12 protein-coding genes and 1 pseudogene are annotated in these 16404 nt (G+C 73.0%); 4 read left to right on the forward strand and 9 right to left on the reverse strand.

Annotation, left to right across the window (positions count from 1 at the left end):
* Nucleotides 1-193: 193 nt before the first annotated feature.
* On the forward strand, nt 194-1222 hold the full coding sequence (locus CRP51_RS07285) for a sodium:calcium antiporter (RefSeq protein WP_212615857.1): 1029 nt from the start codon (nt 194-196) through the stop codon (nt 1220-1222).
* A gap of 111 nt (nt 1223-1333) precedes the next feature.
* Here CRP51_RS07285 and CRP51_RS07290 read toward each other — a convergent pair whose 3' ends face one another.
* Nucleotides 1334-2332, reverse strand: a complete 999-nt coding sequence (locus tag CRP51_RS07290; RefSeq protein ID WP_097230182.1) for a multicopper oxidase domain-containing protein — start codon at nt 2330-2332, stop codon at nt 1334-1336.
* Nucleotides 2333-2517: 185 nt separating this feature from the next.
* On the opposite strand from CRP51_RS07290, the gene CRP51_RS07295 reads away from it, so the two are divergent.
* Both CRP51_RS07295 and CRP51_RS07300 read left to right on the forward strand, forming a co-directional pair.
* Nucleotides 2518-4935 (forward strand): ThuA domain-containing protein, encoded by a 2418-nt coding sequence (locus CRP51_RS07295; protein ID WP_097230183.1) that lies wholly within the window; start codon nt 2518-2520, stop codon nt 4933-4935.
* Nucleotides 4936-4969: 34 nt separating this feature from the next.
* Nucleotides 4970-6067, forward strand: a pseudogene (locus CRP51_RS07300) (OmpL47-type beta-barrel domain-containing protein); the annotation flags it as partial.
* A 164-nt stretch (nt 6068-6231) separates the two neighbouring features.
* Here CRP51_RS07300 and CRP51_RS07305 read toward each other — a convergent pair.
* Genes CRP51_RS07305 through CRP51_RS07325 form a run of 5 tightly spaced genes read right to left on the reverse strand, consistent with a single transcriptional unit; the run spans nt 6232 to nt 11725 of the window.
* Nucleotides 6232-7449, reverse strand: coding sequence for a CehA/McbA family metallohydrolase (locus tag CRP51_RS07305; RefSeq protein ID WP_097230185.1), 1218 nt, complete (start codon nt 7447-7449; stop codon nt 6232-6234).
* Nucleotides 7446-8549: an ABC transporter ATP-binding protein gene (locus tag CRP51_RS07310; protein ID WP_097230186.1), complete on the reverse strand. Its 1104-nt coding sequence runs from the start codon at nt 8547-8549 to the stop codon at nt 7446-7448. The genes CRP51_RS07305 and CRP51_RS07310 overlap by 4 nt, the downstream gene beginning before the upstream one ends.
* Nucleotides 8549-9433 (reverse strand): carbohydrate ABC transporter permease, encoded by an 885-nt coding sequence (locus tag CRP51_RS07315; protein ID WP_097230187.1) that lies wholly within the window; start codon nt 9431-9433, stop codon nt 8549-8551. Before CRP51_RS07315 ends, CRP51_RS07310 begins: the two co-directional genes overlap by 1 nt.
* On the reverse strand, nt 9430-10365 hold the full coding sequence (locus CRP51_RS07320) for a carbohydrate ABC transporter permease (protein WP_097230188.1): 936 nt from the start codon (nt 10363-10365) through the stop codon (nt 9430-9432). Before CRP51_RS07320 ends, CRP51_RS07315 begins: the two co-directional genes overlap by 4 nt.
* A complete protein-coding gene (locus tag CRP51_RS07325) occupies nt 10346-11725 on the reverse strand; it encodes an extracellular solute-binding protein (RefSeq protein ID WP_097230189.1) in 1380 nt (459 codons plus the stop codon). Before CRP51_RS07325 ends, CRP51_RS07320 begins: the two co-directional genes overlap by 20 nt.
* Nucleotides 11726-12033: 308 nt before the next feature.
* Between CRP51_RS07325 and CRP51_RS07330 the strand changes: the two genes are divergently transcribed.
* Nucleotides 12034-13263, forward strand: a complete 1230-nt coding sequence (locus CRP51_RS07330) for a cytochrome P450 family protein (protein ID WP_097230190.1) — start codon at nt 12034-12036, stop codon at nt 13261-13263.
* Nucleotides 13264-13403: 140 nt separating this feature from the next.
* Here CRP51_RS07330 and CRP51_RS07335 read toward each other — a convergent pair whose 3' ends face one another.
* Genes CRP51_RS07335 through CRP51_RS07345 form a run of 3 tightly spaced genes read right to left on the reverse strand, consistent with a single transcriptional unit; the run spans nt 13404 to nt 16374 of the window.
* Complete coding sequence (locus CRP51_RS07335) at nt 13404-14288, reverse strand: ABC transporter ATP-binding protein (RefSeq protein WP_097230191.1); 885 nt, start codon at nt 14286-14288, stop codon at nt 13404-13406.
* Nucleotides 14267-15334 carry a FecCD family ABC transporter permease gene (locus CRP51_RS07340; protein ID WP_097230192.1) on the reverse strand — a complete coding sequence of 356 codons (1068 nt, stop codon included), beginning with the start codon at nt 15332-15334 and terminating at the stop codon, nt 14267-14269. Before CRP51_RS07340 ends, CRP51_RS07335 begins: the two co-directional genes overlap by 22 nt.
* The gene (locus CRP51_RS07345) at nt 15331-16374 is read right to left on the reverse strand and encodes a FecCD family ABC transporter permease (RefSeq protein ID WP_097230193.1); all 1044 of its coding nucleotides are present in this window, start codon (nt 16372-16374) and stop codon (nt 15331-15333) included. The genes CRP51_RS07340 and CRP51_RS07345 overlap by 4 nt, the downstream gene beginning before the upstream one ends.
* Nucleotides 16375-16404: the final 30 nt, after the last annotated feature.

Here is a 16404-nt window from a genome sequence, read left to right on the forward strand (position 1 = left end):
CTGAGAGACGGAACGGAATCGAGCGAACGAGACCCGAGACTTCCACTTACCGACCGTTTGTGGCCTTTCGTTGACGGTTTCCCTACAGCCCCGGGCCCGTCATTGACGGAACCCATACGCGGGCGGCGCACCGGGCCGGTCGGCCTCCCGGCGGAGGCGGGGAGAAGAGGCCAGGATGCGGCGTATGTCCGAAATCCTGACCGGCTCCTGGCCGCTGGGCTGGAGCGTGGCCCTCTTTCTGCTCGCCGGCCTGCTGACGGTGGTCGGCAGCGTCCGGCTGGCCACCCTCGGCGACGTGCTGGCCGACCGCACCGGGCAGGGCGAGGCGCTCTTCGGCGCGGTCTTCTTCGGCCTGGTGGCGTCGATGTCCGGGATCGTGATGACGGCCGTCAGCGCGGCCGACGGCCACCCCGACCTGGCGTACAGCAACGCCGTCGGCGGCATCGCGGCGCAGACCCTGGCGGTGGTGGCGGCGGACGCGGCCTACCGCAGGGTGAACCTGGAGCACGCGGCGGCCTCGCTGGCCAACCTGCTCTTCGGCTGCCTGCTGATCGGCCTGCTGGCGCTGGCGCTGATGGCCAGCTTCAGCCCGGACGTGACGGTGCTGGGCGTGCACCCGGTCTCGCCGGTGATGGTGGCGTTCTACTGGGGCGGGCTGCGGCTGATCGGCGGCCACGCGCGGCCGATGTGGGTGGCGGTGCGCACCCGTGACACCGTGCCGGACCGGCCGCACGCCGAGGAGGCCACCCGGGCGCGGCGCACGCGGACGCTGTGGGGCGAGTTCCTGGCCATCGCGGGCGCGGTGCTGGTCGGCGGCTGGGTGGTGGCGCGGGCCGCGGAGACGTTTGTGCAGGTGACCGGCCTGGCGGCCGGGTTCGTGGGCGCGGTGCTGATGGGCGTGGTCAACGCGCTGCCCGAGACGGTGACGGCGATCGCCGCGGTGCGCAGGGGCGCGGTGACGCTGGCGATCGCGGCGGTGGTGGGCGGCAACTGCCTGGACGCGTTGAACCTGGTGGTGGGCGACCTCGCCTACCGGGGCGGCTCGCTCTTCCACGCGGCGCGGACGGACCAGCTGTTCCTGACGGCGAGCGCGCTGCTGATGACCACCGTGCTGCTGGGCGGCCTGCTGGTGCGTCAGGAACGGGGCTGGCTGCGGCTGGGGTTCGACGGGGTGACGCTGATCCTGGTCTACGCGGCGACGGTCGCGGTGCTCGCCTTCTGACCCGGCCGTTCCCGGCGGGGCCCCGCCGGGTCAGAAGACGATTTCCGGCCGCGCACGCGCCACCCGGTGCCGGGGGTGGCGCGCGGGACCCGGTCCGTGGGGGGACGACGGTCAGTGGTGGGCGTGCGCGTCCTCTTCCGAGCGGGGCGCGTCGCCCGAGGGTTCGGCGTGGTGGCCGGGGTCGCCGGGGGCGTTGCCGTCCTCGTCGGCGACGATCAGCATCCCGGCCATGCCCATGTCGGAGTGGCTCTGCACATGGCAGTGGTACATCCAGTGACCGGGGCCGACGTGTTCGCCCGCGATCACCTGGAAGCCGAAGGACTCGCCGGGGCCGCAGATCTTGTTGTCGATGACCCGGCTCGGGTCGTTCTCGTCGGCCAGCAGCCCGGTGCGGTTGTCGGCCCAACGGTGACCGTGCAGGTGGAAGGTGTGGTAGTACTCGCCGTGCGTGATGGAGAGGAACTCCACGCGCTCGCCGACCACCGCCTCGAAGTCGGGCCCGTCCTGGAGGTTGTTGGTGGTCATGTCGTTGAAGACGACGACGAACGTCTTGTCCGGGACCAGGTCGCCCTCGCGGCGCACGATCAGCCCGCCGTAGAGCCCCCGTTGCAGGCCGCCGGTGCCGTGCGGGGTGCCGACGATGTGGTCGTGGTAGTTCCAGTAGCCGGCGCTGCCGGCGATCACGCTGCCGTCCTCACGGACGCCGGGGGCGTGCGTGGTCCAGGTGTAGACGCGGCTCTCGCCCGGCGCCACCGTGCTGTCGGTGTGGGCGGTGCCGTCGTTCTCGATGGTGTAGTCGACGCCGTGGACGTGCAGGGAGACGTCCACGTCCATGTTGTTGACGAGTTCGATCTCGTAGGAGTCGCCCTCGTACATCTCCAACAGCGGGCCGGGAATGGTCGCCTGACCGGGCTCCAGGCCGTAGCCCGCCTGCCCGTCGCCGACCTCCTCCGCGTAGAGGGTGATCGTTTTCACCTCGCTGGTGCGGGGTTCCCCGCTGGCCCGCCCTGCCGTGGCTCCCACGGCAGTCGCGGCCAGACCCGCCGGGGCCAGCGCGGCGGCCGCCGCGCCCGTCGTGAACATTCGCCGGGAGAAGCCTGGTCGGCGCATCGCAGAGCCTTCCTCGCTCAGTGGTCAACGACTCTGATGGCGCCTCATGGTATGAGCACGACAAGAGTTTGCCCACCCTCAGGACAAAGTTTCCTCGATTCCGGTTATAGCCATTGGCGACACGGTAAAAGAGGTCTAGCTTCCTTGGGCGTTGGCTTCTGTAACCCAAGAGGGGCGGGCGAGCTATGCGCCGCAAGCCGCAGATCTTCGCACTTGCAGCCACCCTGTCGATCGCGCTGCTGGGGGTCTCCCCCACGGCCTCAGGTAACGAGGAGGGAACTGAACAGTCAGGCGTACTGCCCGGGGCAGCCGATGCCCAGGTGCTCGTCTTCCACGCGGCCGAAGCGCCGGCGGACCGCACGGAGGCCGCCGTCGAGGCCATCACGGCCATAGGGGCCGAGGGCCCGGCCGAGGAGCAGTTCGACGTCCAGGCCACCGACGACCCGACCGCCTTCACGCCCGACGGGCTGCTGGCCTACCACGCGGTCGTCTTCCTCTCCGCGGACGGCGCGGTCCTCGACGCCGACCAGGAGGCCGCGCTCCAGGGCTATGTCCAGGCCGGAGGCGGGTTCCTCGGCGTCCACGACGCCGCCACCGCCCAACCGGAGTCCGAGTGGTTCACCGGCCTCGTCGGGGCGCGCCCCGACGACGGCAGCCCGACGGAGGCCCAGGACGCGGTCGTCGAGGTCGGCGACCGGCAGAACCCGTCCACCGTCGACCTGCCGCTCGAATGGGAACGTTCGGACGTCTGGTACGACTGGACCGAGAACCCCAGCGGCCAGGTGCACACCGTCGCCCGCGTCCGGGAGAACACCTACACCCCGGGCCCCGGCGCCCAGGGCTGGGACCACCCGATCTCCTGGTGCCGCGACTACGACGGCGGCCGTTCGTTCTACACCGGCATGGGCGGCACCGCCGAGAGCTTCGCCGAGGAGGAGTTCCGCTCCCACCTGCGCGGGGCGCTGCTGTGGACCGGCGGCCTGACCAGGGCCGACTGCCAGGCCACCATCACCGACAACTACACGGCCGAGCGCGTCACCGAGCCCAACCAGCCCGGCGAGCTGGACCAGATCGGGGAGCCGCACGGCCTGGACATCGCCGACGACGGCCGGGTGTTCTACATCGGGCGCGCCGGTGGCTGGGCGGACGACCCGCTGGTCACCGACTGGGAGGACCCGCAGATCGGTCTCGGCCAGGGCACGGTCCACGTCTACGACCCGTCGGACGACTCCGTCTCCCTCGCCGCGAACCTGGAGGTCTTCGGCAACAAGGGCGGCGGCGACGAGCTGACCAAGACCGAGGAGGGCCTGCTGGGCATCGCCCTCGACCCGGCCTTCTCGGAGAACGCGTACGTCTACCTGTACTGGATGCCGCACGCCACCATCGACCGGGAGGCCAGGATCGGTGAACGGCGCGTCAGCCGCTTCACGTTCGACGAGGCCAGCGGCACCCTGGACACCGCCTCCGAGGTGACGCTGCTCAACTGGGACGCGCAGATCCACAGCTGCTGCCACGCCGGCGGCGGCATGGACTTCGACTCCGAGGGCAACCTGTACATCGCCACCGGCGACAACAACTCCTCGGGCTTCACCGACGGGTACTCGGGCAACAACCCCGAGCCCCAGTACGAGGGCGTCGCCTTCGCGGACGCGCGCCGGACCTCGGGCAACACCAACAACCTCAACGGCAAGATCCTGCGCATCCACCCCGAACCGGACGGGACGTACACCATCCCCGAGGGCAACCTCTTCACCGGCGACGAGGAGGGCGGCGGCAAGACCCGCGCGGAGATCTACGTGATGGGCGTCCGCAACCCCTCCCGCATCGCGATCGACCCGGCCACCGACTGGCTCTACGCCGGCTGGGTCGGCCCCGACGCCGGCGAGCCCAGCACCACCTGGGGCCCCGCCAAGTACGACACGTTCGCCGTCATCACCGAGGCGGGCAACCGGGGTTGGCCGTACTGCATGGGCAACAACCAGCCCTACCGGGACCGGAACCTGCCCGACCCGACCCTGCCGCTCGACTGGTACGACTGCGACGCGCCCAGGAACGAGTCCCCGCACAACGACGGCCTCGTCGAGGTGCCGCCGGTCACGCCGAACAACATCTGGTACTCGCCGCAGGGCGGCGCGCCGGACTACCCCAGGGACGAGAACGGCCTGCCCAGCTACGAGGCCGACGAGGCGACGCTGCTGCTCCCGTGGCTGCGCGGCGGCGGCCAGGCCACGATGAACGGCCCGGTCTACCGCCACGACGAGACCACCGAGAGCGACGTGGCCTGGCCCGCGTACTGGGACGGCAAGTGGTTCGTCGGTGACCACTACGACGACGAACAGCCGCGCCACGCCGTGGTGATGGACCCGGAGAACGCCGGCTCCGGCGGGCTCCCCGTCCACGCCGAGTCGCTGGACGCCATCATCCCCGACGGCGACGGCGGCATCCGCAACCTGATGGACTGGAAGTTCGCCCCCGACGGTTCGCTCTACGTCCTGGACTACGGGCGCGGCTTCTTCAACCTCACCGAGGAGTCCGCCCTCTGGCGGGTCACCTACGAAGGCGGCCCCGCCACCCCCACGCCCGAGCAGCTGGCCCAGCGGTGACGGCGGACAACTCCCCAGCAGGAGGTAGGGAACGATGAAACACACCAGCACGGACGGGGGGTCGACGCCCCAGCCGCGCCGGGCCCGCGTCCGGGGGTGGCGACCGCTGGCGGCACTGCTGACGGTCTCCCTCGCCGGTCTCGGCCTCGCGACGCTGCCGGCGGCGCAGGCCCAGCCGAGCGGCCAGAGCGCGGTCGCCGACGCGCCGGAGCCGGAGCCGACGGAGGAGCAGATCCTCACCTGGACCGCCGACAACGACCTGGACAGCTACGAGACCGCGCCCGTCGAGGCGGTCGCCGGCCCGGCCACCCTGGTCTTCGAGAACAGCGAGGCGACCGGCAACACCACCGGCATGGCGCACACGTTGACGTTCGACGTCTCCAACTCGGACTACAACAACGACGTGCGGGTCAACCTGCTGGCCAACCCGAACGACGCCAAGGGAGGCAAGCACGAGATCGACGTCGAGCTGACCCCGGGCACCTACCGCTACTTCTGCACCATCCCCGGGCATCTCGCCATGCAGGGCACCCTGGTGGTGACCGAGGGCGACGACGGTGGCGGCGGCGAGGAGGACACCACCGCCCCCGAGGTCACCCACGAGATCACCGGCGAGCAGAACGAGGACGGCGCCTACGTGGGCAGCGCGACCGTCGAACTCACCGCGACGGACGACGACTCCGGCGTGGAGAGCATCGACTACGCGGTCGGCGCCACGGTGTTCCAGCCGTACGAGGAGCCCTTCGTCCTCGACGAGCCGGGCACCCACCGGGTGACCTACCGCGCCACGGACGTGGCGGGCAACGTCTCCACCAGCCAGATGACCTACGTCGACGTGGTGGAGGCGCCACCCGGCGAGGAGGACACCACCGCGCCCGAGGTCACCGCCGAGGTGACCGGCGAACAGGACGCGGACGGCGCGTACGTGGCGATGGCCACGGTCGAACTCACCGCGACGGACGAGGAGTCCGGCGTGGCGGGTATCGAGTACGCGCTGGGCGACGGCGAGTTCACCGCCTACACGGACCCGTTCATGGTCCACGACCTCGGTGAGACCACCGTGACCTACCGCGCCACCGACGTGGCGGGCAACGTCTCGGAGGACGCCACGACGACCTTCACCGTCGTCGAGGGCGAGATGCCGTCCCACCACTGAGTGCCCCCGGGGGGTGGCGCGGGCGACGACGGTGCCGGACAACCGGGACCGTCGTCGCCCGCGGCCGCCCCCACGCACCACCGCTGCGGGACGGCCGCCCGCCGAGACGGCCCGGTGCCCTCGTCGTCGACCGCGCCGCGTCAGCAGACCAGCGCGACGACCTCGTTCTCGTGGGTCTCCAGCCGGTGCGGGCCCGGCTCCGCCGGGAGCACCACGCGGTCGCCGTGGACGACGGCGCGCCCGCCGTCGGGGCGGACCAGCGCCGTGCCCTCGGCGTCGAGGGCGAGCAGTTCGTCCCCCAGCCGCAGCAGCAGCGGCGCCCTCGGCCCCGCCGAGACGGCCACCCGCCCGGCGGCCAGCGCCGCAAGCACCGCGTCCGGCCCCCCGTCCTCGGCCAGCACCCACGTCGTGGGCCGCCCCGGCAACGCGTCGGCGCCCAGCCGGTGGAAGTCGCTGCCGCCGAGCGCCACCACGTCCGGCCGCCACGCGGCCGACCAGGCCAGCGGCGCGCCGAAGCGCCGGTCGGCCCACCCGCTGTGCCACACCTCGACATGGCGCGGCCGGTCGGTGAGCGCGTTGCGCCAGGCGCAGTCGGTGGCCACCGGGTGGTTGACCGAGAACAGCCCGCCGTGGCGCCTGGCGTGGGCGAGCCAGTGGTCGGCGGGGCGCCGGAAGTCGACCCAGCCGACGTCCCCGATGACGTTGGCGTGCCCGGTGTCGGTGGTGACCTCCTGCCCCGGCAGCAGGGCGAGGCCGTAGCGGGCGCCCAGCCCCGGGAGCTGGGGGTGGTGGCTGACGGTGTTGTGGTCGGTGACGGCGAGGAAGTCCAGGCCCTGGGCGGCGGCCAGCGCCGCCAGTTCGGCGGGGGTCAGCGCGCCGTCGCTGTGCACGGTGTGGCTGTGGCAGTCGCCGGCCAGCCAGCGCATCCCGTCGACCCCGGGCAGCGGCCGGCGGTCGGGCCGTCGCGGCACCGGCGGATCGGCGGGGGCGGCGGGCGGGTCCCGGCGGCGGCCGGTGGTGGTGATCCGCACCTGGTACTCCAGGCCGGTGGGCGGCACGCGGTGCAGCCGCAGCAGCACCCGCCACTCCCCCGGCTCCGGCTCGCCCGGCAGATAGCCGGGGGTGGCCCAGTCGGCGGCGACGGTGTAGTGGTCGCGGGCGCCGCCCGACCAGCCCCGGTAGCCGGCCGGGCCGAGGCAGCCGAGGTCGAGGACCCCGGCCCCGCGTTCGTAGGACAGCTCGACGGTGAGGCCGGCCGTGCCGGGCGGCACCTCGAACGGCAGCTCGCGCAGGGACTGTTCGAGGCGGTCGGCGAGGGTCCAGCGCCCCCGGTGGACGGTGTCGGTCGCGGGTGTCACGGTGTCCTCGTTCCCGTCGCCGGCCCCTCGTACCCCGAGGCGCCCAGCAGTTCACCGTTCCGGTAGACCAGCGCCCGGTCGGCCCGCGGCAGCGCGTGCCCCGCCACTCCCGGCGCGAGCTCGGTGTCCTCGTCGACGACGACGCGCACCTCCCCGGCCGGCCCCTCCAGGGTGACGAGCTGGGAGCTGCCCAGGTTCTCCACCACCCGCACCTCGCCGGCCAGGGCGCCGGGGACGGGGCGCGGGTGGAAGGTCAGGTACTCGGGCCGGATGCCGTAGGTCAGCTCCTCACCCTCGGCCAGCGCCAGCCCCCCGGGGGTGGGCAGCGCGGTGCCGGCGACGTGGACGGCGCCCCCTTCCGCGGTGCCCGGCAGCAGGTTCATCGGGGTGGAGCCGATGAAGGAGGCGACGAAGGTGTTGGCGGGACGGCGGAAGACATCGGCCGGCGTGCCGAGTTGGCGTATCCGGCCGTGCTCCATGACGGCGATCCGGTCGGCCAGCGCCAGCGCCTCGGCCTGGTCGTGCGTGACGAAGACCGTGGTGACGCCCAGCTCGCGCTGGAGCCGCTTGAGGAAGGTGCGGGCCTCCAGGCGCATCCGCGCGTCGAGGTTGGAGAGCGGTTCGTCGAAGAGGAACGCGCGCGGGTGGCAGGCCATCGCCCGCGCCAGCGCGACCCGTTGCTGCTGGCCGCCGGAGAGCTGGTCGGGGCGGCGTTCGAGATGGTCGCCGAGGCCCAGTTCCGCGGCGGTCTGGGCCGCGCGGTCGCGGCGTTGTCTGCCGGGCACCTTCCGGATCCGCAGGGGGTAGGCGATGTTGTCCGTCACGGTCATGTGCGGGAAGAGCGCGTAGTCCTGGAAGACCATCGCGACGTCCCGCCGCCCCGGCGGCACGGCGGTGACGTCCCTCCCGCCGAGCAGCACGGCGCCCGAGGTGGCCGTCTCCAGGCCGGCGAGGGTGCGCAGCAGGGTGGTCTTGCCGCAGCCGGAGGGGCCGAGCAGGGCGAAGAACTCGCCGTCGGCGACGGTCAGTTCGACGGAGTCCAGCGCGCGGACGCCGCCGGGGTAGACCTTGGTCAGGGCGGCCAGGGTGAGGTCGGCCATCAGCGTTTGATCCCTCCGTGGAACCGGAAGCCGTAGCGGGAGCTGACCAGCAGGAACATCAGCACCACCGGCACCGAGTAGAGCAGCGAGAAGGTGGAGATCAGGGCCAGGTCGGGCTGGCCGCCCTCGGTGTAGAAGGTGTACATCACCACGGCCGCCGGCGACTTCTCCGGGGAGCGCAGCAGCAGGAACGGGATGAGGAAGTTGCCCCAGACCTGCGCGACGGCCCAGACGGCGATGGTGGCCAGCCCCGGCCTGACCAGCGGCACCACCACGTGCCGCAGCACCTGGAGCGGGGAGGCCCCGAAGACCTGCGCGGACTCCTCGTAGGAGCGGGGGGTGCCGTCCATGAAGTCCTTGAGGATGAAGACCGCCGAGGGCAGCAGCCCGCCGGACAGGACCAGGATTACGCCCAACTGTGAGTCGATCAGGTCGAGTTCGAAGGCGAGGTTGAACAGCGGCACCATGGCGGCGGTGCCGGTGACGATGGAGGAGAGCAGCAGCAGGGCGTAGAGCAGCGCGTCGCGGCCCGGCAGCCGGACCCGGCTCAGCGCGTAGGCGGCGAGCGCCGCGCAGACCACCACCAGGGCGCCGGTGCCCAGCGCGAGCACGGCGGAGTTGCCGAGGGAGCGCATCGCGTACCGGTTGTCCAGCAGCGTCTCGAAGTTGGCGAGGGTGAACGAGGGCAGCGAGGCGGTGATGGAAGGGGTGTCGTCGAAGGGGGCGCTGGCGAGCCAGAGCAGCGGCACGGTGAAGAACGCGAGGACCAGCGAGCAGAAGGTGTAGAAGCCGACGGTGGCCAGCAGCCGGCGGGCGCCGTCGAGCCCCGCCGCGTGCCGGTCCTCGCGCGTCGCCTCCGGGGGCGTGGCCGGTGGGGGCGTCATCGGTCCCGGTCCTTCCGCCTGCGCAGCAGCCGGGCGTAGACCACCGCGATCACCAGGTTGATCAGCAGCATCAGCACCGAGAGGGCGGCGCCGAAGCCGAGTTCGCCGCCGAAGAGCGCGGTCTCGTAGATGAAGACCGGCATGATCTCGGTGCGGTCCTCCGGCCCGCCGCCGGTCAGCAGGAACGGCGTGAAGTCGTTGAACGTCCACAGGCTGATCAGCAGCAGGTTGGTCAGCACATGCCCCCGGATGCGGGGGAAGACCACGTCCCGCAGTTGCTGCCAGGACGAGGCGCCGGCCAGCCGGGCGGTCTCCAGCTGGGAGGGCGGCACGTTCCCGAGGGCGGCCGCGTAGAGCATCATCGAGAACGCGGTGCCGCGCCAGATGTTGAAGACGATCAGGGAGAGCATCGGGTGCTCCAGCAGCCAGGCGGTGCCCGGCGTGGAGAGCAGCGCGTTGAGGGTGCCGTCGTCGCGGTCGAGCAGCGCGATCCACAGGAACGCGATCACGCTGCTGGGCAGGATCCAGGCCAGCAGCACCATGGCCTCGATCAGCCGGCGGCCGAGGCCGCGCCGGTCGCGCAGCACCCAGGCGAGGGCGAAGCCGAGTCCCGCCTGCCCGATGACGGCGGAGCCGAGGACGAACTGGAGCGTCAGGCCGAGGGAGTGGGTGAAGCCGTCGTCGTCCAGGGCGCGTTCGACGTTCTCCAGGCCGACGACCTGGGGGTCGACGGCCGCCAGGCCGGTGAGCCGGTAGTCGGTGGCCCCCAGGTAGACGGTCCACAGCGCGGGGAAGACCAGGAAGGCGGCGATCAGCAGCAGCGCGGGAACGACGAACGCGGTCGCCCCGAGCCGGCCGAGGCCGGCCGCGTCACGTTCACGCGGCCCCGCCCCGGCCCGCCGCCCGCCCGGCTCAGGGGGCGATGTCGCCATCCACGACCTCCTCAAGCCCTTCCCGGTAGTCGGCGGCGGCCTCGGCGGGGTCCCCGCCGTCGACGACGGCCGCGGTGGCCTCCTGGAGGAGGACGGAGACCTGCGGGTAGACGTCGAGGGCCGGCCGGTAGGAGGTGAGCGGAAGCACCTGCTCGTTGACGAAGGTCAGCATCGGATCGTCGCCGAGCAGCGCCTCGTTGACGTCGGCGCGGGCGGTGATCCTGGGGTCGTCGCCGACGAGGGCGGTGACCGCCTCGGCCGAGTGCATGAAGGTCAGCAGCTCCCAGGCGAGGTCGGCGTGGTCACCCGCCGGGTTGACCACCCGGACGTTGCCGCCCGAGGTGGAGACGTGGTCGGCGCCGTCGAGCCCCGCGCCGGGCGCGACGGCGGGGATGAGGGCGTAGCCGACGTCCTCGTCGCGGTCCTGCATGGGCGCGACACCGCCGTCGGGGTTGACCACGGAACGCCAGAAGTAGTCGCTCTCCAGCAGGATGCCGATCTCGCCGGCGGCGAACTCCTCGAAGGACTTGTCGCGGCCCTGGGTCTCCTGCTGGAGCTGCCGGTCGCCGAGGCCGGCCCCGTAGATCTCGGCGTAGAGGTCGAGGACACGCTCCAGGCCGGCGCTGTCGCCGGTCCAGCCGGCGCCCTCGGTGTGGATCTCCTCGCCGGCGCCGGCCAGCAGCGGCAGCACGCCCTGCATGGTGGTGGCCTCGCCCATGGCGGTGCCGGCGTTGAGCTGGATCGGGGTGACGCCGTCCAGGGCGGCCAGGGCCTCGGCGGCCCCGATGATCTCGTCCCAGTCGGCGGGTTGCCAGTCGGCGGGCAGCCCGGCCTCGGCGAAGAGCTGGCGGTTGTAGTAGAGGACCCGGCCGTCGGTGCCCGCGGGTATCCCGTGCAGCGCGCCGTCGAAGGTGGCGAGCGCCTGGACGGCGTCCGGGATCTGCTCCCAGCCCTCCCAGGCCGCGTGGTCGGGGTCGGTGCGCTCCAGCGGTTCGACGTAGCCGGCCTGGGCGAACTCGCCCAGCCAGATGCCGTCCAGGGTGTAGAGGTCGGGGCCCGCGCCGGACTGGAGGTCGAGGGCCAGCCGCGACTTGTACTGTTCGTCGTCCACGCCGCTGGGCTCGAAGGTGACGTCGACCTCGACGCCGGCCGCCGCCTGCTCCTCCTCGAACCGCGGGATGACCCACTGTTCGACCCAGTCGGCCTCGGCGGCGTTCTTGCCGCCGGCGATGGCGTTCATGCTGATGGTGAGTTCGATGGTGCCCGAGTCGCCGTCCCCGTCGGAGCCGCAGGCCGCGACCGTTCCCGACAGGGCGAGCGCACCGGTCAGTGCGACGAGCCTTCTGGTCAGCACTCGCATTGAGTCATCCCCTCGTGAGGTTCGCTCCGGGAGAGTGACATAGCGCACGGGGGAAGAGAAGAGTCCGTTGTCCCAACTTTCGCCCTCTTCCCGGGAGTTGCGCGACAACCACACCGAACCCACGCCGGAGTGACGGTCGGTGCCCACGCGGGGGCGCGCGAAACGGCGCGAAACGGACCCCGTGGAGCGGGTATGTCCGCGTGGACCACCGGGGAGAATCGGGTGGGCGTGGGGCGGGCCCGGACGCCGGGGCCGTGCCGTGCCCGTCCCGGTGCGACTGGTGCGCGGCGTCCCGTGAAGGCGGTCGGATGAGCGAGTCCAAGCCCCTGTCCCTCGACCCCACGGGGCACGCGCGCCGCGCCGAGGAGGCCGCCCTGCACGCCGGCGGTCCCGCAGTCCGCGCCGACCTGCTGGGCGTCACCGTCTGGGCGGTCAACGACCCGGACCTGTTACGGCTGTTGCTCACCGACCCCCGGGTCTCGAAGGACCCGCACCGGCACTGGCCGGGGTTCCCCGAGCGGGTGCTGGGCCGCTGGCCTCTCGACCTGTGGGTGTCGGGACAGAACATGTTCACCGCCTACGGCCCCGAGCACCGCAGGCTGCGGCGGCTGATCAGCCCGGCGTTCGGCCCGCGCCGGGTCAACGCGCTGCTGCCGCGCGTCGAGGCGATCACCGCCGGGCTGGTGGACGCGATCGCGGCGGCGGAGCCCGGCGTCCCGGTCGATCTGCGGCGCGCCCTGGCGGAACCGGTTCCGGTGCGGGTGATCGGCGAACTGCTCGGGATGCCGCCGGAGATGGCCGACGACTTCCGCCGCGTGGTGCGCACCGTCTTCGACACCTCCGCCAGCCTGGAGCGGGCCAAGGCCAACCGGGCGGAGTACTTCGGGCTGATCGACCTGCTGGCGGCGCGCCGGCGGGCCGAGCCGGGCGACGACCTGACCTCGGCGCTGATCGCGGCCAGGGACGAGGAGGGCGACGGCTCCCGGCTCTCCGAGGGCGAACTGCGCGGCACGCTGATGCTGGTGGTCAGCGCCGGCTACGAGACCACGACCAACCTGCTGGACCAGGCGATCACCGCGCTGCTCACCCACCCCGGGCAGTTGGCGCTGGTCCGCTCCGGCGGGGTCCCCTGGGGCGAGGTCATCGAGGAGGCGCTGCGGTACGAGGCGCCGGTGAGCCATCTGCCGCTGCGGTACGCCGTCTCCGACATCGAGCTGCCGGACGGCGGGGTGATCCGGGCGGGCGAGACGATCCTCGCGTCCTACGGCGCGGCCGGGCGGCATCCGCGGGTGCACGGCGAGACGGCGGGCGGCTTCGACGTGTCGCGGGTCAACAAGGAGCATCTGTCCTTCGGCCACGGCCCGCACTTCTGCCTGGGCGCGCCGCTGGCCAGGGCGGAGGCGGCGGTGGCGCTGCCGGCGCTCTTCGAGCGCTTCCCGGAGATCCGGCTCGCCGTCCCCCCGGACGAGCTGCGCCCCACGCGCAGCCTCGTCTCCAACGGCCACGCGGCCCTGCCGGTCCTCCCGCACGGGCGTTGACGGTCGCGGGTGTGGCCGGTCGCGGGTGTGAACGGGTGTGGACGGTTTTGGCGGTCGCGAGCGGAATGGTGACGGTCGCGGGGTGGTGTCGGTTTCGGGGTGGGGCGCGACCGCCGTGCCGGCGGGGCGGGCCGCTCCGGCTAGAGGGGCCGCCCCGGCACCAGCTTGGCGTGCGGAACCACCATCGGCGTCGAGGTCCGCGGGTCGGGAACGATGTCGCACGGCAGCCCGAAGACCTCGCCGACCAGTTCCGCGGTCAGCACCTCCGCCGGCGGCCCCTCGGCGACGACCCGCCCCTCGTGCATCACCACCAGGTGGCTGGCGAACCTGGCCGCCTGGTTGAGGTCGTGCAGCACCGCCACGACGGTGCGCCCCTCGCGGTGCAACTCGGCGCAGAGTTCCAGCAGTTCGTACTGGTGGGCGACGTCGAGGAAGGTGGTGGGCTCGTCCAGCAGCAGCAGTTCGGTCTGCTGGGCGAGCACCATCGCGATCCAGACCCGTTGCCGCTGCCCGCCGGACAGCTCGCCGACCCGGGCGTCCGCCAGCTCGGTGAGACCGGTGCGCTCCAGCGCGAAGGCGATCGCGGTGTCGTCCTCGGGCGACCACTGCCGCAGCAGCGTGTGGTGCGGATACCGGCCGCGCCGCACCAGGCCGCGCACGCTGATGCCCTCGGGCGCCAGCGGGCTCTGCGGCAGCAGCGCGACCTCGCGGGCCACCGCGCGGCCCCGGTAGGCGCGCAGGTCGGTGCCGTTGAGCAGGACGGCGCCCGCGTCCGGCTTGATGGCCCTGGCCAACGCCTTGATCAGGGTGGACTTCCCGCAGCCGTTGGGGCCGATGATCATGGTCAGCCCGCCGTGCGGCAGGTCCAGGCTCAGCTCCCGCACCACGGGCGTGCCCCCGTAGGAGAGCGTCACCCCCCGCACGCTCAGCCCCTTCCCCGCCGGCGCGGCGGGCACCGCCGGCTCGGCGGGCGCCGCCGCGGCGCCGGTCCCCTCGTCGCTGGTCACAGTCGTCCCTTCCGCCATTCCCTGGTCAGCAGATAGCCGAGGTAGATGCCGCCGATGGCCATCGTGTAGATGCCCACCGGCATGTCGTCCATGGGCAGTTGCTGGGCGGCCAGGTCCGCGAGGACCAGCAGCAGCGAGCCCATCAGCGCGGAGAGCAGCAGGTGCGCGCCCGAGCCGCCGGTGAGCCGGCGGGCGATCTGCGGCGCGGTGAGCGCGATGAACGCGATCGGCCCGGCGACGCTGATCGCGGCGGCCGACAGCAGCACCGACAGCAGCACCGCCTGCGTACGGGTCCGCTTGGGCTCGGCGCCCAGCGCGGCGGCGATCTCGTCGCCCATCTCGCCGATCTCCAGCCGTCTGGACAGCGCGAGGGTCAGGGGCAGCAGCACCAGCAGCGCCAGCCCGATGTCCCGGGCGTCCTCCCAGGAACGGGCGGCCAGCGAGCCGTTGACATAGGCGGTCAGCGCGGTCGCGCGCTCCCGTTCGACCGCGTAGACCACGTACTGGGTGAGGGCGAGCGCGATGGCGGCGACCCCGATGCCGGCCACGATCAGCCGGCCGGGGTCGCGAAAGCCGGTGCCGGTGGAGAAGTAGACCAGCGTGATCGCCGCGGCGGCGCCGACCAGCGCGCCCAGCGAGACCGGCACGTCCGGCATCTTCAACGCCACCACGGCCGCACCCGCCCCGGCACCCCCGCTCAGCCCGATGACGTCGGGGCTGCCCAGCGGGTTGCGGGTGACGGACTGGAAGAGCGCGCCGGAGAGCCCGAGCGCGGCGCCGGCGGCTATCGCCACCACCAGCCGGGGGCCGCGCAGCCGGTCCAGCACGAAGAGCGACTTGCCCTCGGCGCCACCGGTCAGCGCGGTGGGCAACTCGCCGAGCGGCACGCCGAGTCTGCCCATGGTCAGGGTCGCCACGGCGGCGGCCACCAGCGCCAGCACGATGCCGACGCCGACCAGCAGCGCCGCCCGGCTCATCGGCAGCGCCAGCCGGCGCCCGATCACCACCATGCCCCGGGGGCGTTCGACGCGCGCCCCCACCGCGCGTTCCTCCGTGGCGGTCATGCCGTCCCCCTCATCCGGCGCACCGCGTAGAGCAGCACGGGCGCTCCCACGAACGCGGTGACGACGCCGACCATCAGCTCCGAGGGGCGCATCACCACCCGTCCCACCACGTCGGCGAGCAGCAGCAGCGTCGGCCCGACGACGGCCGAGAAGGCCAGTTGGAGCCGGAAGTCGATGCCGACCACGGCCCGCACGATGTGCGGAACGGCCAGGCCGACGAAGGCGATCGGGCCGACGGCGGCGGTGGCGGAGGCGCACAGCAGGGTGGCGGCCAGCAGCCCGCCGGCCCTGATCAGCGTGGGGTTGGCGCCCAGCGAGTGGGCCGAGTCGTCGCCCAGGGCCAGCGCGTTGAGCCCGCCGGAGAGCAGCAGCGCGAGGAGGAGGCCGACGGCGGCGAACGGCAGCGCCGTCCAGAAGATCTCCATCGGCCGGCCGCCGAGCGCGCCGACCACCCAGTAGCGGTAGCTGTCGAAGGTGTCCGGGTTGCTGAGCGTCACCAGCTGGATGTAGGCGGCCAGCACCGCCGAGACCACGGCGCCGGCCAGCACCAGCCGCACCAGCCCGGTCGAGGCGCCCGCCGAGCCGATCGCGTAGACCAGCAGCCCGGCCAGGAACGCGCCGGGCAGCGCCCACCAGACCGCGCCCGACTGGCCGCCGGCGCCCAGGAACGCGGTCGCGGTCACCACCCCGGCCGAGGCGCCGGCGTTGACGCCCAGCAGGCCGGGGTCGGCGAGCGGGTTGCGGGTGATGCCCTGCATCAGGGTGCCGGCGACGGCCAGACTGAGGCCGGCCAGCACGCCGAGCGCGGTGCGCGGGTAGCGGCTCTCGACGACGGTGGCGACATAGGGGTCGGCGTCGCCGCCGAGGGTGGCGAACACGTCGCCGAGCGAGGTGGTCTTGGCGCCGAAGACGACGCTGGCCACCATCGCCGACGCCAGCGCCGCCAGGCAGAGGACGAGGAGGCCGGCGATCCTGGTGACGCCCGGCCCCCGGGACGTGGCGCGGCCGGGGGCCGGCTTCGCTGCTGTGGTGACGGTCATCGTGGTGTGCGTGCCGGTGGTCGGGACGGG

The organism is Streptomyces zhaozhouensis (genome assembly GCF_900230195.1).
In the GTDB taxonomy this organism is placed as follows: domain Bacteria; phylum Actinomycetota; class Actinomycetes; order Streptomycetales; family Streptomycetaceae; genus Streptomyces; species Streptomyces zhaozhouensis.

Bases quoted from the DNA above. Each gene is read 5' to 3' on its own strand.
- CRP51_RS07315 (WP_097230187.1), bottom strand. From the start codon at position 9,433: ATGACGCCCCCACCGGCCACGCCCCCGGAGGCGACGCGCGAGGACCGG.
- CRP51_RS07325 (WP_097230189.1), bottom strand. From the start codon at position 11,725: ATGCGAGTGCTGACCAGAAGGCTCGTCGCACTGACCGGTGCGCTCGCC.
- CRP51_RS07335 (WP_097230191.1), bottom strand. From the start codon at position 14,288: ATGGCGGAAGGGACGACTGTGACCAGCGACGAGGGGACCGGCGCCGCG.
- CRP51_RS07330 (WP_097230190.1), top strand. From the start codon at position 12,034: ATGAGCGAGTCCAAGCCCCTGTCCCTCGACCCCACGGGGCACGCGCGC.
- CRP51_RS07295 (WP_097230183.1), top strand. From the start codon at position 2,518: ATGCGCCGCAAGCCGCAGATCTTCGCACTTGCAGCCACCCTGTCGATC.
- CRP51_RS07320 (WP_097230188.1), bottom strand. From the start codon at position 10,365: ATGGCGACATCGCCCCCTGAGCCGGGCGGGCGGCGGGCCGGGGCGGGG.
- CRP51_RS07290 (WP_097230182.1), bottom strand. From the start codon at position 2,332: ATGCGCCGACCAGGCTTCTCCCGGCGAATGTTCACGACGGGCGCGGCG.
- CRP51_RS07345 (WP_097230193.1), bottom strand. From the start codon at position 16,374: ATGACCGTCACCACAGCAGCGAAGCCGGCCCCCGGCCGCGCCACGTCC.
- CRP51_RS07310 (WP_097230186.1), bottom strand. From the start codon at position 8,549: ATGGCCGACCTCACCCTGGCCGCCCTGACCAAGGTCTACCCCGGCGGC.
- CRP51_RS07340 (WP_097230192.1), bottom strand. From the start codon at position 15,334: ATGACCGCCACGGAGGAACGCGCGGTGGGGGCGCGCGTCGAACGCCCC.